Source organism: Micromonospora sp. NPDC049114, from assembly GCF_040648635.1.
GTDB lineage: Bacteria > Actinomycetota > Actinomycetes > Mycobacteriales > Micromonosporaceae > Micromonospora.
Window position 1 is genome coordinate 1334260 of the sequence record NZ_JBEZEA010000001.1, and the last position, 14836, is coordinate 1349095.

18 protein-coding genes are annotated in these 14836 nt (G+C 70.8%); 6 read left to right on the forward strand and 12 right to left on the reverse strand.

All coding sequences use genetic code 11. The features are described from left to right. The first annotated feature begins 123 nt into the window (after positions 1 to 123). Positions 124 to 945: a VTT domain-containing protein gene (locus AB0B39_RS06365; protein ID WP_234583127.1), complete on the forward strand. Its 822-nt coding sequence runs from the start codon at positions 124 to 126 to the stop codon at positions 943 to 945. 169 nt (positions 946 to 1114) lie between these two features. Here the strand turns inward: AB0B39_RS06365 and AB0B39_RS06370 are convergent, their stop codons facing one another. From AB0B39_RS06370 to AB0B39_RS06410, 9 genes are all read right to left on the reverse strand, one after another. Then, entirely contained in the window at positions 1115 to 1492 is a 378-nt protein-coding gene (locus AB0B39_RS06370) for a metalloregulator ArsR/SmtB family transcription factor (protein ID WP_007454255.1), read from the reverse strand. A gap of 57 nt (positions 1493 to 1549) precedes the next feature. Continuing rightward, positions 1550 to 2089 (reverse strand): orotate phosphoribosyltransferase, encoded by a 540-nt coding sequence (gene pyrE / locus AB0B39_RS06375; RefSeq protein ID WP_007454251.1) that lies wholly within the window; start codon positions 2087 to 2089, stop codon positions 1550 to 1552. A gap of 168 nt (positions 2090 to 2257) precedes the next feature. Continuing rightward, entirely contained in the window at positions 2258 to 3067 is an 810-nt protein-coding gene (locus AB0B39_RS06380; protein ID WP_357573647.1) for an SDR family oxidoreductase, read from the reverse strand. A gap of 10 nt (positions 3068 to 3077) precedes the next feature. Further along, positions 3078 to 3743 carry a hypothetical protein gene (locus tag AB0B39_RS06385; RefSeq protein WP_357573648.1) on the reverse strand — a complete coding sequence of 222 codons (666 nt, stop codon included), beginning with the start codon at positions 3741 to 3743 and terminating at the stop codon, positions 3078 to 3080. 72 nt (positions 3744 to 3815) lie between these two features. After that, the gene (locus AB0B39_RS06390; protein ID WP_357573649.1) at positions 3816 to 4673 is read right to left on the reverse strand and encodes a hypothetical protein; all 858 of its coding nucleotides are present in this window, start codon (positions 4671 to 4673) and stop codon (positions 3816 to 3818) included. An 89-nt stretch (positions 4674 to 4762) separates the two neighbouring features. Beyond that, positions 4763 to 5365, reverse strand: a complete 603-nt coding sequence (locus AB0B39_RS06395; RefSeq protein WP_234583122.1) for a DUF4178 domain-containing protein — start codon at positions 5363 to 5365, stop codon at positions 4763 to 4765. A 184-nt stretch (positions 5366 to 5549) separates the two neighbouring features. Then, the gene (locus AB0B39_RS06400) at positions 5550 to 5930 is read right to left on the reverse strand and encodes a hypothetical protein (protein WP_357491489.1); all 381 of its coding nucleotides are present in this window, start codon (positions 5928 to 5930) and stop codon (positions 5550 to 5552) included. A gap of 112 nt (positions 5931 to 6042) precedes the next feature. Beyond that, positions 6043 to 8634, reverse strand: a complete 2592-nt coding sequence (gene clpB, locus AB0B39_RS06405) for an ATP-dependent chaperone ClpB (protein WP_357573650.1) — start codon at positions 8632 to 8634, stop codon at positions 6043 to 6045. 86 nt (positions 8635 to 8720) lie between these two features. Continuing rightward, a complete protein-coding gene (locus tag AB0B39_RS06410) occupies positions 8721 to 9365 on the reverse strand; it encodes a helix-turn-helix domain-containing protein (RefSeq protein WP_357573651.1) in 645 nt (214 codons plus the stop codon). Between the two features lie 84 nt (positions 9366 to 9449). Between AB0B39_RS06410 and AB0B39_RS06415 the strand changes: the two genes are divergently transcribed. Continuing rightward, entirely contained in the window at positions 9450 to 10586 is a 1137-nt protein-coding gene (locus tag AB0B39_RS06415; protein WP_357573652.1) for an epoxide hydrolase, read from the forward strand. 158 nt (positions 10587 to 10744) lie between these two features. Here the strand turns inward: AB0B39_RS06415 and AB0B39_RS06420 are convergent, their stop codons facing one another. Further along, positions 10745 to 11008, reverse strand: coding sequence for a hypothetical protein (locus tag AB0B39_RS06420; protein ID WP_357573654.1), 264 nt, complete (start codon positions 11006 to 11008; stop codon positions 10745 to 10747). Between the two features lie 277 nt (positions 11009 to 11285). On the opposite strand from AB0B39_RS06420, the gene AB0B39_RS06425 reads away from it, so the two are divergent. The 4 genes from AB0B39_RS06425 (at position 11286) to AB0B39_RS06440 (ending at position 13997) form a co-directional block, all read left to right on the forward strand. Further along, entirely contained in the window at positions 11286 to 11507 is a 222-nt protein-coding gene (locus AB0B39_RS06425; protein ID WP_357491499.1) for a winged helix-turn-helix domain-containing protein, read from the forward strand. A gap of 136 nt (positions 11508 to 11643) precedes the next feature. Beyond that, positions 11644 to 12144, forward strand: coding sequence for a TrkA C-terminal domain-containing protein (locus AB0B39_RS06430; RefSeq protein WP_234583116.1), 501 nt, complete (start codon positions 11644 to 11646; stop codon positions 12142 to 12144). Positions 12145 to 12149: 5 nt separating this feature from the next. Then, positions 12150 to 13355 (forward strand): cation:proton antiporter, encoded by a 1206-nt coding sequence (locus AB0B39_RS06435; protein ID WP_234583115.1) that lies wholly within the window; start codon positions 12150 to 12152, stop codon positions 13353 to 13355. A 210-nt stretch (positions 13356 to 13565) separates the two neighbouring features. Then, positions 13566 to 13997, forward strand: coding sequence for a hypothetical protein (locus AB0B39_RS06440; protein WP_234583114.1), 432 nt, complete (start codon positions 13566 to 13568; stop codon positions 13995 to 13997). Between the two features lie 83 nt (positions 13998 to 14080). Here the strand turns inward: AB0B39_RS06440 and AB0B39_RS06445 are convergent, their stop codons facing one another. Together AB0B39_RS06445 and AB0B39_RS06450 are read right to left on the reverse strand one after the other, a co-directional pair. Beyond that, complete coding sequence (locus AB0B39_RS06445) at positions 14081 to 14269, reverse strand: hypothetical protein (protein ID WP_357491502.1); 189 nt, start codon at positions 14267 to 14269, stop codon at positions 14081 to 14083. A 119-nt stretch (positions 14270 to 14388) separates the two neighbouring features. Continuing rightward, a complete protein-coding gene (locus AB0B39_RS06450; RefSeq protein ID WP_234583207.1) occupies positions 14389 to 14829 on the reverse strand; it encodes a helix-turn-helix transcriptional regulator in 441 nt (146 codons plus the stop codon). Between the last annotated feature and the right edge of the window lie 7 nt (positions 14830 to 14836).

Sequence of the window (14836 nt, forward strand, 5' to 3'; positions counted from 1 at the left end):
TGCTCCATCCCGTACCACGGGTGCCCCGCCGACAACGCTTGTCGGCGGGGCACCGCCGTTTACGGCCAGCGGGTGGTGGGGGCCGGTCCGGCGCGGTACGGGCACCGGGCTTCGGTACCCTTTGTGGCCGTGGACACAGCTGAGAAGACCCGCGCTCTCACGGAGAGCGTCGCCCTGAACCCGCTCGATCCCAAGGACCTGTTGCAGACCTTCGGGCTGGTGGGCGTCTGGGTGATCCTCTTCGCCGAGACCGGCCTGCTGGTGGGTTTCTTCTTCCCCGGCGACTCGCTGCTGTTCCTCGCCGGCGTGGCCGCCTCGCCGGTGGCGGACGCCATCTTCGGTGACGGCACCCGGCTCTCGCTGGCCGGCCTGCTCATCGGCGGGCCGATCTGCGCGATCCTCGGCGCCCAGTTGGGGCACTGGCTCGGCGCGCGGTATGGCCGTCGGATGTTCGAGCGGCCCAACTCGCGGCTCTTCAAGAAGGAGTACGTCGAGAAGGCCGAGTACTACTTCCAGAAGTTCGGCCCGGCGAAGGCAGTGGTGCTGGCGCGCTTCATCCCGATCGTGCGGACGTTCCTCAACCCGGTCGCCGGGGCGCTGGGCATGCCGGCCCGGCAGTTCCTGATGTGGAACATCGTCGGCGCGGTGCTCTGGGTGGACGGCATCCTGCTGATCGGCTACCTGCTGGCCGACCGGATCTACAAGGCCATCGGCGACAAGATCGACCACTACATCCTGCCGGTGGTCGCCCTGATCATCCTGATCTCGGTGCTGCCGATCTTCTTCGAGTTCCTGCGTGACCGGCGGGCGCGCAAGCGCGGTGAGGCGGTAGCGGTGGTCGCGGCGGCCAGCGCCGCGGGCGCGGTCGACGCGGTACGCGAGAAGTTCGACCACGACGAGCACCCGCACGACCACGACCGTCGGGGGCACGGCCAGGAGCGCTGATCGCAGGTACGACGACGGCCGGCCCCCTGGTGAGGGGGTCGGCCGTCGGCATGTCAGGCCCGCCCTCCGGCGGTGCGGCCGAGGACGAGCAGGTATCACCTACCGGTGGCGCCACCCCTGGTTCGCCACCGGACACCGCCCCGGCGTGGGACGGTGCGCAGCGCCTATGTCAGCGGGCCTTCTTGGTGGCCCGCTTACGCGGCGGGGTCAGCAGGTCGGCGATCGTCGCGATCGCACTCGGGACCAGCCGGTAGTACGCCCAGACACCGCGCTTCTCCCGCTCCAGCAAGCCGGCCTCGGTGAGGATACGCAGGTGGTGACTGACCGTCGGCTGGGAGAGGCCGAGCGGTGCGGTCAAGTCACAGACGCACGCCTCGCCCTCGGGGGCCGACTGGATCAGGCTGAGCAGCCGCAACCGGGCGGGATCCGCGAGGGCCTTGAGGACCCCCGCGAGACGCTCGGCATCGGCACGTTCGATCGGCTCACCGGCAAGCGGCGAGATCTGAGGCATTGTCATTTCGGCCAACGCAGTTCCCACGTATTCCATCCTTCCACCAGCAGCATCGATCCGCCTGCATATCAGCAGATCCGAATCGGCAAACTTTTACGCCACAAGGCCGAGGTCAGCCAACGTATAGGCCGCCCTGTACGGCAATCCGGCGGCTCGCACCGCGTCGCCGGCGCCTCGATCAACAATAACCGCCACGCCCACGACTTCGGCTCCGGCCTCACGAAGCGCCTCGACAGCGGTCAACACACTTCCGCCCGTTGTGGACGTGTCCTCCACCGCCAACACTCGGCGGCCGGCCACCTCCGGTCCCTCGATCCGTCGCTGCAGACCGTGCGCCTTGCCCGCCTTTCGCACCACGAAGGCGTCGAGGGCGCGGCCGGTCGGAGCGGCGGCGTGCAGCATCGAGAGCGCGACAGGGTCCGCGCCCAGGGTGAGCCCACCGACGGCCTCGTACTCCCAGTCGGCGGTGAGATCGAGCAGCGCCCGACCGACCAACGGAGCGGCCTGGTGATGGAGCGTGACACGCCGCAAATCGACGTACCAGTCTGCCTCGCGCCCCGAGGAGAGCACGACCCGTCCGTGGACCACAGCCAGGTCGGTAATGAATTTACGCAGGTCGTCGTGGTCCCCCATGGCGATAGAGGTTACTGCGCAAGTCTGAACGGCGTGTGCACGGCCCTCCCTGATCAGCCCCGCGAGGAACCGACGGTTGGCGATGTTCGACTACGCTCAGCGACCGATCTGGAGGCGGTGCGCCAACGCCCGACCACGGCGTTCTCGGCGCTGGCGGGCTCCGACGGTTCAGTGCTCGTCGCGGCCGATCCGGCTGCGGGTGTCGCGGGCGACCGCCTGGAGCAGCCGGATCGGCGCGTGTCGCAGACCGGCGACCGCCACCTTGTACTTCCATGCCGGGATGCTTACCAACTTGCCTTTCCGCAGGTCACGTAGGGCGTCGTCGACGACATCCTCGGCTCGCAGCCACAGCCACTCAGGCGTTTTCGACATGTTGATGCCGGCCCGTTCGTGGAATTCGGTGCGGGTGTAGCCGGGGCACAGAGCCATCACCCGGACACCGAATGGGCGTGCCGACTGGCCGACGGACTCGCTGAAATTGGTGACCCACGCCTTGCTGGCCGAGTAGGTCGACCCGGGCATCACCGCGCCAAAACCCGCAACCGAAGAGACATTTATCACTGCCCCGTCGCGCCGTTCGGTCATCGGCCGAAGCGCCGCCAGGGTCAGTCGCATGACGGCGTGCACGTTGAGCCGGAGCAGCCGCGCCTCGTCCTCCGCTGTGGAGCGCAGGAACGGCTTGTTCAGGCTGATGCCGGCGTTGTTGACGAGCAGGTGGACGGGGCTGTCGGAGGTCAGCCGCTGCTCGACTGTCGCGCAGCCGTCGTCGGTGGACAGGTCCGCCGACAACGTCTCCACGGCACGACCGTGCCGGGAGCCCAACTCCGTGGCCATCTCGCCCAGCCGGCCGGCGTCCCGGGCGACCAGCACCAGCTGCCAACCGTCGGCCGCCAGACGTCGGGCGAAGGCAGCGCCGATGCCGGCCGTGGCGCCGGTGATCAGGGCCCGTCGCTCAGCGGTCGTGGGATCGAGCGTCACGGGCAGGTCCTCACCTGGGCGGGTACGGGGGCGCGGCGGACGCCGGCGGGGGCTGGTGCGGTGCGGGTGGAAACGCCTGTGGGGCGGACGGCATGGTGGGTGACGTGGGGCGGTGTCGACCGAACCAGGCGTTCGCCGCCGGCAGGGTCAGCAGCGTTGCTACCACAAGGTAACCGAGGGCCTGCCCGACCGAAAGCCCGGCGTTGAGCGGGATCCACCAGGACGGGTACGCGTCCGAGATGAGGCCGAGCAGCTCGGCGGTGGCCCGCTCGTCGGCGCCCAGCCGCAGCGGCGCGGCCCGCTCGCCGACGAGCACCGCCACGCTGCAGCATCCCGCGAGCAGCCCGAGCCCGCAGACCACCCAGGTGGCCACCCGTACGCCCCGCCGGCCCGTCAGCAGCCCGAGGGCCAGGCCGGCGAGCACGGGCGCGGAGAGGGCCGCCACCACCGCGGTCAGCGCCGCCGACGCGCGCAGCAGGGTCACCACGTCGTCGATCTGCTGCGGGGTCGCCGACGTGTCCCGAGCGGCAGCCCGGAACGCGTCCACGGTCCGGCCCAGCACCGCCAGGTCCACGACGGTGTACGCGAGCGCGGCCACCGCCATCACCAGCAGCACGGCCGAGGCCAGCAGGACCACGGCGGGCCGGCGGGGCGGTGCCGGTTCGGGGTACGACACGACGGATCCCTCCGGTAGGCGTCGGGTTGCAACCTACTCGGAGGGATCGTCGGCGTCGTGCTTATCCAGCGGTCAACTGGTCGACGGCGGGGTCGGGCCGGGGCGGTCCGCCGGCGGCGTGTCGTCCGGCCGGTCGGTGCCGGACGGCGGCTGCTCCGACCCGGGTGCCTGGCCCGGCGTCGACGGGTAGCCCGGCTCGCCACTGGGCGGGTAACCCGGCTCGCCACTGGACGGATGGGCCGGCTGGCCGGGCGCCGCCGGGTAACCGGGCTGGCCGGGAGCCTGCGGGTAGCCGGGCTGGCCGGATGCCTGCGGGTAGCCCGGGTAGCTGGTGCCGGGGGTCGGGGGCTCCCAGGCCGCGGCGGGCTTGCGGAAGAACTCGTTCGACTTCGGCAGTGCCAGCAGGATGAGCGCCGCGAGCAGCGCGAGCAGGCTGATCACGCCGAGCGTGATGCTGACCGGGGCGATCCAGGACGGCAGCGCCTCCTCGAGGCGGCGCTGGACCTCTTCGCTGCTCGGCATGTCGCCGCTGGTGTTCCCACCGGTGGTGAAGCTGCCGCCGCCCGCGCCGTTGAGCACGGTGCCACCCGTGCAGCAGACCATGATGCCGCCGACGATCCAGGTGGTGATGCGCGAACCGTTGCTACCACGGTTGTTGAAGATGGCCAGCACGGCCAGCACGACCGCGAGCAGGAGCACGAGGATGCCGGCGCCGAGGGCGAACGCGAAGACGAAGTTCGCCACCTGGTCCGCGCCCTCGGCCGTACTGGTCGAGTAGACGTCGCGGAGCACGTCCCGGGTCTTGCCGATGGTGGAGAGGGTGACAATGAGACTGATCACCTGGCACGCCAGGAACAGGTAGAGCAGATAGCTGGAAATCGTCACGGTGGATGGCCGCTGGCGGGCCGGCGTGCTCTGGGAATCGACCACGATTCTCCTTCCCTAGATCGGGCCCACACCGTATCGGCAACCGGCCAGTCCGGCATGCCGTGCCGAAGGCGGCGGGCGCGTCGGGTCGCTCAGCGCCCGTCGCCGGTGGGTCGGATCGCCAGATCGGCGGGGTCGAGCAGGTCGCCGCGGGCGACCCGCCAGCCCTCTTCGCCGTACGCCTCGAAGGAGAGCCGGGCGTTCGGGCCCGACTGGTAGTCGTGGTAGCGCATGGTCCCGGCCGAGGGCAGGCCGGTCTCGCCGGTGGCGGTGTAGCGGGCCTGCCCGGTCTCGGCCCAGGTGTAGCGCAGCCCGCCGAGGTCGATGGTCGGGGCGCCGGGGGTGACGGTCGCGCCGGGTTGGGCGGTCCAGAGCACAAGTTCCAGCTCGGGGTCGCCGTCGCCTTCGACGGAGAGCCGGTGTGGCGTGCCGGAGGCGTCGTCGAGGAGGTGCTGCACCCAGCTCCAGTCCCCCTCGACCAGGCGGATGGTGCCGCTCACGACGTACTCCCGCTGGCCGATCCGCACGCGATCACCCGGCGCCAGTCGGTTGGCGCCGTCGAGGGTGGGTCGGGCGGCCGGTGGCACCCCGGTGGGCCGGGCCGCGGCCCGCCGCCGGGCTCGCACGACGATCACGAGCACGACCACGATGAGTACGACCACCGCCGCCACCAGGTACGCCTGCGACCCGTCCACCGACCACCTCCCCAGGTACGTCGGCGCAGACGGTAACAACCTCGCGCACCGAAATGAGTCGCGTCGTGACCGAAAGCTCAGCTACCGACGGCAGCCGGGGTGTCGCCGGCCGTGGTCATTGTGGATGCCTGGGTTCGCGCCACTCCGCCGTGCCGGATGGGCCGGGTTGCACGACCCGGGCGGGTCACGCCGCCGCGAGTCGCTGGGTGGCGTAGTCGCCGAGGGTGGAGCGCCCCATGACGCACCCGACGAAGGTGGTGAACTCGGTGGGGTCGTCCCGCAGCGACGTCCACGCCGCTCGGGCCGCCGCCGGGTCGACGCGCTCCAGCAGCGTCGCCGCGTACGCCCGACCGGCGGGTGACCCCTTGGCGAGCAGCCGGTCGAGCTGCCGGCGTACCTCCTCGGGGTGGTCGTCGAGCGCGGCCTCGACGCGCTGGTACGCCTCGGTCACCGGCAGGGTCGCGCCGGCGATCCCCACCCCACCGAAGGCAAGCGTGTCGGCGGCGACCAGCTCGTCCACCGCCGCACCGAGTTCGCGCTCCCAAGCCTTACGCATCCCGAACATGCCCCAACCCTTTCCCTCCCCGCCCACCTCTCACCCTGTTGATCAAGAGGTTTGCGTCATGAGAAGACGTTCCGATGACGCAAACCTCTTGATCACCGTGATCAGGGCGGGGTCAGGCTGGGGTTACCGTGAGCGTGTTGGCGGCGGGGGTGAGGTCCACCTTTACCGTGTTGCCGTCTCGGATCGATCCGCTCAGCAGGGCCTTGGCCAACTGGTCGCCGATGGCGGTCTGGACCAGGCGGCGCAGCGGGCGGGCACCGTAGATCGGGTCGTAGCCGTGCTCCGCCAGCCACTGACGCGCGGAATCGGTGATCTCCAGGCCGAGCCGCCGGTCGGCCAACCGCCGCCGCATCCGGTCGAGCTGGATGTCCACGATGGAGCGCAGATCGTCCCCGCGCAGCGCGGCGAAGACCACGATGTCGTCCAGCCGGTTGAGGAACTCCGGCTTGAAGTGCGACCGGACCACTGCCAGGACGCCCTCCCGGCGCTGCTCCTCGGCCAGCGTCAGATCGCTGATCACCGACGACCCGAGGTTGGAGGTGAGGATCAGGATCGCGTTGCGGAAGTCCACCGTGCGGCCCTGACCATCGGTGAGCCGACCGTCGTCGAGCACCTGGAGCAGCACGTCGAAGACGTCGGGGTGGGCCTTCTCCACCTCGTCCAGCAGGATCACCGAGTACGGCCGGCGGCGCACCGCCTCGGTAAGCTGCCCGCCCTCCTCGTAGCCCACGTAACCGGGCGGGGCACCGACCAGGCGGGCCACCGAGTGCTTCTCGCCGTACTCGCTCATGTCGATGCGGACCATCGCCCGCTCGTCGTCGAAGAGGAACTCGGCGAGCGCCTTGGCCAGCTCCGTCTTGCCGACACCTGTCGGGCCGAGGAAGAGGAAGCTGCCCGTCGGGCGGTCCGGGTCGGCGACACCGGCCCGTGCCCGGCGTACGGCGTCGGACACCGCGCCCACGGCCTCGGCCTGGCCGACCACCCGGCCGCCCAGCGACTCCTCCATCCGCAGCAGCTTCGCCGTTTCGCCTTCGAGCAGGCGACCGGCCGGAATGCCGGTCCACGAGGCGACCACCGCGGCGATGTCGTCCGCGCCGACCTCCTCCTTGAGCATCGCGCCGTCGGCCTGGAGCTGGGCCAGCTCCTCCTCGGCCTGCTTCAGCTCGACCTTCAGGGCGGGGATCCGGCCGTAGCGCAGCTCGGCGGCACGCTCCAGCTCCCCGTCCCGCTCGGCCCGCTCGGCCTCGCCGCCCAGGCGCTCCAACTCCTCCTTGGCTGTGGAGAGCTTGGTGATGTGGCTCTTCTCGGTCTGCCAGCGCTCGGAGAGCACGGTGAGCTGCTCGCGCTTGTCGGCCAACTCCTGGCGCAGCCGCGCCAGGCGCTCGGCGGACGCGGCGTCCGGCTCCTTGGCCAGCGCCATCTCCTCGATCTCCAGCCGGCGGACCGCCCGCTCGATCTCGTCCACCTCGACCGGGCGGGAGTCGATCTCCATCCGCAGCCGGGACGCGGACTCGTCGACCAGGTCGATCGCCTTGTCCGGCAGGAACCGGTCGGTGATGTACCGGTCGGAGAGCGTCGCGGCGGCGACCAGCGCGGCGTCGGTGATCCGGACGCCGTGGTGCACCTCGTAGCGCTCCTTGAGCCCACGCAGGATGCCGATGGTGTCCTCGATCGTCGGCTCGCCGACCAGCACCGGCTGGAAGCGCCGCTCCAGCGCCGGGTCCTTCTCGATGTGCTCGCGGTACTCGTCCAGCGTGGTGGCGCCGACCATCCGCAGCTCACCGCGGGCCAGCATCGGCTTGAGCATGTTGCCGGCGTCCATCGAACCTTCGCCCTTGCCGGCGCCGACGACCGTGTGCAACTCGTCGAGGAACGTGATGACCTGCCCGTTGGAGTTCTTGATCTCCTCCAGGACGGACTTCAGCCGCTCCTCGAACTGGCCGCGGTACTGCGCGCCGGCGACCATCGCGCCGAGGTCCAGCGAGACCAGCTTCTTGTCGCGCAGCGACTCGGGGACGTCGCCGGCCACGATCCGCTGGGCGAGGCCCTCGACGATGGCGGTCTTGCCGACACCGGGCTCGCCGATCAGCACCGGGTTGTTCTTCGTACGCCGGGAGAGCACCTGGATGACGCGGCGGATCTCGGAGTCCCGGCCGATCACCGGATCGATCTTGCCGTCGCGAGCGCTGGCGGTCAGGTCGACGCCGTACTTCGTGAGCGCCTGGTAGGTCTGCTCCGGGTCGGCGGTGGTGACCCGCCGGTCTCCGCCCCGGACGGTCGGGAAGGCGGCGACCAGGGCTTCCTCGGTGGCGCCGGCCGACTTCAGCGAGTCGGACACCGCGCCGCCCACCCGGGCCAGGCCGGCGAGCAGGTGCTCGGTGGAGGTGTACTCGTCGCCCAGCGGCCGGGCGATCTGCTCGGCGGCGCCGATGGCGTTGACGAATTCCCGGGCCAGGGTGGGCTCGGCGAGGCTGGAGCCCCGCGCGGCCGGCAGGGCGTCGACCGCCCGCTGGGCGGCCCGGCGCAGCTCGGCCGGGTCGGCCCCGACGGCGCGCAGCAGGCCGGCGGCGGTCGAGCCGTCGGTGTCCAGCAGGGACAGCAGGAGGTGCCAGGGCTCGACTGTGGCGTGGCCACGCTGGTTGGCCAGCGCGACGGCGCCGGTGATGGCTTCGCGGCTCTTGGTGGTCAGTTTCTCGGTGTTCATGGGCTCCCCCGGATCGGCGTTGTCCACTGGGTTGGACACAACCAGAGTTGAGCGTATTCCGCTCAACCTTACCGCTGTGACGGCCGTCACTCCCGGAGCCGCCACCGCCAGTCGAACTCCCCGGCCGCCGGGGGCGGGCCGGGCAGCGGGTCGGAGTCCGGCGTCGTCGAAAGGCCGCCGATCAGCACCGCGAGCTGCCGGCGGCGCAGCTGGGCGGTCCGCTCCGCATCGGGTACGCGCACCGCCGCGCACGCCTCCAGCACCAGCCCCAGGTCCTGTACGACCACGTCGGGCCGCAGTCGCCCACTGGCGTGCGCCCGCTCGACGAGGGCGGTTGCCAGCTCGCCGGCGCGCAGCGCGTCCCGACCCATCTCCTCGGTCGGCGTGAAGGTGCCGGCCAGGTGGACGGTGAGCGAGTGCACGTCGGCGTCGACCACAGCGGCGAGGAACCCGGCGAACGCGGTCCAGTCGTCCGGCTCGGCGAGCGCCTCCTCGGCCACGGCGATGTAGCGGCGCAACCCGTCGTGACAGAGCTGGCGCAGCAGGGCCTCCTTGCCCGCGTACCGCCGATAGAGCGCGCTGATGCCGACGCCCGCGCGGTCCGCGACGGCGGCGATCGGCGCCTTCGGGTCGTCGAGGAAGACCGCGCGGGCGGCTTCGAGGATCACCTCGTCGTTGCGGGCGGCCTGGGCACGGCGACCGGCCAGGGCCTTGGGGGGCGTCGTCGACATGACCAGAGGATAGCAGTGGAACGGATCGTTCCGGTCTGCTACTGTCGTTGCAGAACGAAACATTCCGTTCCGAAGGAGTTCGAGATGACCGGCACCGCGATCCGTCCGTTCCGCGTCGAGATCCCGCAGAGCGCCCTCGACGACCTGGCCGCCCGCCTGGGTCGCACGAACTGGCCGGCCGAGCTGCCCGGCGCCGGCGACGCGTACGGGATGAGCGCCGGCCGGGTGCGCGCGCTCGCCGACAGGTGGCGGGACGGGTTCGACTGGCGGGCCGTCGAGGCCCGGCTGAACGCCCACCCGCAGTTCGTCACGGAGATCGACGGTGAGCAGATCCACTTCCTGCACGTCCGGTCGTCCCGGCCGGACGCCACCGCCCTGGTGCTCACCCACGGCTGGCCGGGCTCGGTGCTGGAATACCTGGACGTGATCGGCCCGCTCACCGAGCCGACCGACCCGGCCGCGCCGGCCTTCCACCTGGTCATCCCGTCGCTGCCCGGCTACGGCTTCTCCGGCCCCACCCGCAGCGCCGGCTGGAACCGCTTCCGCACGGCCCGCGCGTGGGCCGAGCTGATGAACCGCCTGGGGTACGACAGCTACGGCGCGGTCGGCAACGACGCCGGCTCGATGATCGCGCCGGAGCTGGGCCGCATCGACACCGAGCACGTCCTCGGCGTGCACGTCACCCAACTCTTCTCGTTCCCGTCCGGCGACCCGGCCGAGTTCGCCGGGCTGTCCGAGGCGGACCAGGCGGCGCTCGGACACCTCCAGTGGTTCTACGAGAACAAGTTCTCCTTCAACCAGGTGCACAGCCAGCAGCCGCAGACCCTGGCGTACGGACTGGCCGACTCGCCCGTCGGGCTGCTCGCCTGGAACGCGCAACTCTTCGACGAGAGCCTGGACGACGACTTCGTCCTAGCCAACGTGGCGCTCTACTGGTTCACCGGCACTGCCGCCTCGGCCATCCGCTTCTACTGGGAGGACGCGCACGCCGGTCAGCAGCCGTCCGAGCCGACCACGACACCGACGGCGCTGGCCATGTTCCCCGGCGACTTCCAGTCCATCCGCCGCTTCGCCGAACGGGACCACGCGAACATCGTCCGCTGGACGGCGTACGAGAGTGACGTCGATGGACGCGGCGACGTCGGCGGTCACTACGCCGCTCACCAGGCCACCGGCGTGCTGGTCGGTGACATCCGCGAGTTCTTCGCCAGCCTCCGCTGACCAGGCCCGTGCCGCCAGTGCCCGCCCGTCTCCGGGGCGGGCGCTGGCGCGTGCACGGCCGGTAGATCGACACGTCTTCCTGGAAACCGGGGCATCCGGGCCCCCGGACACCCCGATATCGCCGAAACCGAGTCGATCAACTCCGGCAGTGGCCGCCGTCAGCCGCCGGCCCGGCGGGGGAGGCGGGCGGTGCAGGGCGTCTCGTGGTCAGCCCGGAGCACGCAGCGACGACCACCATCCAGCCGCCGGTCGCAGAAGACCCAGTGCCGAACCCCTTGATCGTCCTCGGTGGAGACCGTGATCCCGCCGAGGTCGATCCGAGCGAGGAAGGCCAGCGAGCGTCCGGCCGTCCGACCCAGCATCTTGGCCCGCGCCAGATCGGGCGCCGAGATCGGCAGGTGGATGACGAACCGCCCGGTCATCAGCGTCGTACCAGGTCAGGCATGAGCGTCGTCCTCCTCGCAGGGATCGCTGGCACGGCCGGTCACCCGAGGGGAGCGCACGGCCGTGCCAGCGGTGACACGGACGACCCGGCCGAGGAGGCCGGTTGCCTACCAGGCTTTCCGCTCCCGAGCGTCCGTGAGGTCAACATACAATGCAAAGCATTGTAGGACAAGCAGTGACCATGCTTAGCACGCAAAGTGTTGGCCTACCGGTCGAGCGCATGGGAGGATCTTGGGGCCTACCAGGAGTTGCCCGATGCCCCGAATTTCCGACCGTCAGCGCATCGCACAGGACATCCGCGACAAGATCAGCTCGGGCGAATACTCGCCCGGTGACAAGTTGCCCTCGCTGCGCGAGATGACCGCGCACTACGGCGTGTCCGCCGAGCCCGTCCGGTCGGCCCTGCTGATCCTGCAGGCCGAAGGCCTGATCGAGGGACACCAGGGCAAGGGCACCTACGTCACCGACCCCAAGTAGATCGACACGGGATCGCTGATCCCGGGGTGTCCCGCCGCCGGGGATACCGCGATATCGGCGATCTCGTGTTGATCAAGGGCGCCGGGCGGAACCTTCCAAGATCTGTGTGCCGTTCACCTCGCGGTAGCCTGGGCGGGTGCGAGTACGTGTCGAGCAGACCGCCTTACCGGGGATCGGGGTACGCCACGATCTGGTGACGGAGTCCGGACGCCGCCTGGGCGTGGTCTCCCACCGCAATGGCCGCCGTGATCTTGTCTTCTACGACCCGGATGATCCCGACTCCTGCCAGGCGGACATCCCGCTGACCGACGACGAGGCGGAGGCGCTGGCCGACATCCTCGGCGCGTCGCTGATGCTCGGTCAGCTGTCCGGGCTGCGCGAGCAGGCTGCCGGTCTGCTCACCGAGCAGATCGCCATCCCGGCCGGTTCGCGGTACGTCAACCGGATGCTCGGTGACACCAAGGCTCGCACCCGCACCAGCGCCTCGATCGTGGCGGTGCTGCGCGACGGCAATGTGAACGTGTCGCCCGAGCCATCCTTCCGCTTCGCGGCCGGTGACGTGGTGGTCGTCGTGGGGACCCGTCAGGGTCTCGACGGCGTGTCCGCCATCCTCGCCGACAGTGACCCGGACGGCTGAGGCGGATGCACGAATCCACCACACTGCTCGTCGAAGTCGGCGCGCTGCTGCTGCTGCTCGGGCTCCTCGGCCGACTCAGCCGCCGGGTCGGCCTCTCGCCCATCCCCCTCTACCTGCTCGCCGGGCTCGCCTTCGGGCACGGCGGGCTGCTTCCGCTCGCCGCCAGCGAGGAGTTCTTCGCGGTCGGCGCCGAGATCGGCGTCATCCTGCTGCTGGTGATGCTCGGCCTGGAGTACTCGGCCAACGAGCTCGTCGGCAACCTCCGCTCGGCGGCACCGGCCGGTCTGATCGACGGGGTCCTCAACGCGTTACCCGGCGCCATCTTCGCCCTGCTGCTCGGCTGGGACTGGGTGGCCGCCCTGGTGCTCGGCGGCATCACCTGGGTCTCCTCCTCGGGGGTGATCGCCAAGGTCCTCGCCGACCTCGGCCGCCTCGGTAACCGGGAGACCCCGGTGATCCTCTCGGTCCTAGTGATCGAAGACCTGGCGATGGCGCTCTACCTGCCGCTGGTCACCGCCGTACTGGCCGGCACCGGCCTGCTCGGCGGCGGCATCGCGCTCACCGTCGCGGTGGCCACGGTGCTGATCGTGCTGGTGGTCGCCATCCGGTACGGCCACCTCATCTCGTCCGCCCTGTCGGCGAAGGACCCGGAGGCGCTGCTGCTCGGCGTACTCGGCCTGACCCTGCTGATCGCTGGCATCGCTGCGAAGCTGCAGGTGTCGGCGGCGGTCGGCGCGTTCCTGGTCGGCATCGCGCTCTCCGGTCCGGTGGCCCACCACGCCACCGAACTGCTCTCGCCACTGCGGGATCTGTTCGCCGCGGTGTTCTTCGTCTTCTTCGGTCTGGTCACCGACCCACGGGAGATCCCGCCGGTGCTGCTGCCGGCGCTCGCGCTGGCCGTGGTCACCATGGCGACGAAGACGCTTACCGGCTACCTCGCGGCCCGCCGCGTCGGCATCGCCGAACCCGGTCGCTGGCGAGCCGGACTGGCCCTCGTACCCCGAGGAGAGTTCTCGATCGTCATCGCCGGGCTCGCGGTGGCGGCCGGTAGCGTCGAGCCGCGGTTGGCCGCGCTCGCCGCGACGTACGTCCTGATCACCGTGGTGACCGGGCCGATCCTGGCTCGACTGCCCGACTTCCCGTGGTTCAAGCGGTGGTTGCGCAACCGCGCGGCGGCCCAGCGGCGGGAGCCGGTGCCGGTCCACGACTGACGCTCAGCGCCGCCGCCGCGCCCCGGTGGGCGCGGTGGCGGCGCTGGCCAGGACACCCGAACGGCCGTTCGGGGCCGGGCCGGCCGGCGGATGCCGAATTGCTCCCTGCGGGTACTACCGCAGCACCCGGCGGCGGGTTACCGTTTCGCCCCAGCAGCCACGGTCCGCAGGCAGCGTTGCCAGACGCGGGCGAGAGCGGAAGGTTGGCCGGTGAGCGTGCAGGAGTCGACGTTCCACGGCTTTGCCAACCCCGTCGATCCGACGCCGGCGGAGTTGCGAGCCTGGGCGTACCAGCCCGATTCGGTGCCGTTGTCCTCCATGCCACCCGACTGGGACCTCCTGGTCTCCGGCGACCGCCTGGTGCTGACGCTCTTCGAGCTGGCGATGGACCCGACCTGCCCCGCGCGGCGCTTCGCGCTGCACTGCCTCTACATCTACGCCGCGGACGGCATCCGGACGAACTTCCGGGCCCATCCCAAGCGCCGCTTCCGCAAGCTGGTCGAGCAGGCCGAGCGCGACGGCGACGAGCTGATGAGGATCTGGGCGCACAACGGCCGCGTCCTGCTGGCCCGGCCGGATCTCTTCGTCTACCGGGACTGGTGCGAGGGCGGCCTGGTCCGCGAGAACCGCCGCCTCGGCTGAGGCCGCGTCCCGGCTAAGCAAGCAAGCAGAGGCGAACGGGCCGGGACCCCCCGTGGGTCCCGGCCCGCACGTCGGTTACCGGATCAGTCCTGCTTGCGCTCGGTCTCGGCTCGGCGGTGGTCGCCGTCGGACTGCTCGGCGAACCGCCCCTCGCTGATGCGGTCCCGGAAACTGCCCTCGGTCACCTTGTCGAACTTCTCCCGGACGGTGTCGGCCAGGTCTTCCAGCCGGTCCTCCGTCTGCTGGGCCACTTTCTTCGCCGGTTCCGTCATCGCTCCCCCAACCGCGCCGATAGGCCCGAATTAAGGCGATAGGACCCGTATCGACAGGCTAACGGAAACGGCCTGGCCCGCGCCGGAAATTCCGGCACGGACCAGGCCGAGAAGCAGGTTCAGCGGTCGGGTGTACGGCGGGGACGCCAGACCACCAGCGCGGTGGACGTGCGGTTGGTCGGTACCAGATCCTGGCCCGGGAAGCGGGCCAGCGACTCCAGCTCGGCCACCCGGCGGTACGCGGCGTCCAGCTCCGCCTCCAGCCGTGCGACCCGCTGCTGCGCCTGCTCCAGCAACCGCTCCAGCCCGATGATCCGCTTGACGCCGGCCAGGTTGATCCCGTCGTCCTGGCTGAGCCGCTGCACCTCGCGCAGCAGCACCACGTCCCGGACGCTGTACCGACGGCCACCGCCGGCAGCCCGGCCGGGCTGCACCAGCCCCAACCGGTCGTACTGGCGCAGCGTCTGCGGGTGCATCCCCGCCATCCGTGCCGCCACCGAGATCATGAGCACCTTGGCCTCGTAGGCAGGGTCACCCGAACCGAGGAACTCGCCCGACATCCCGCTC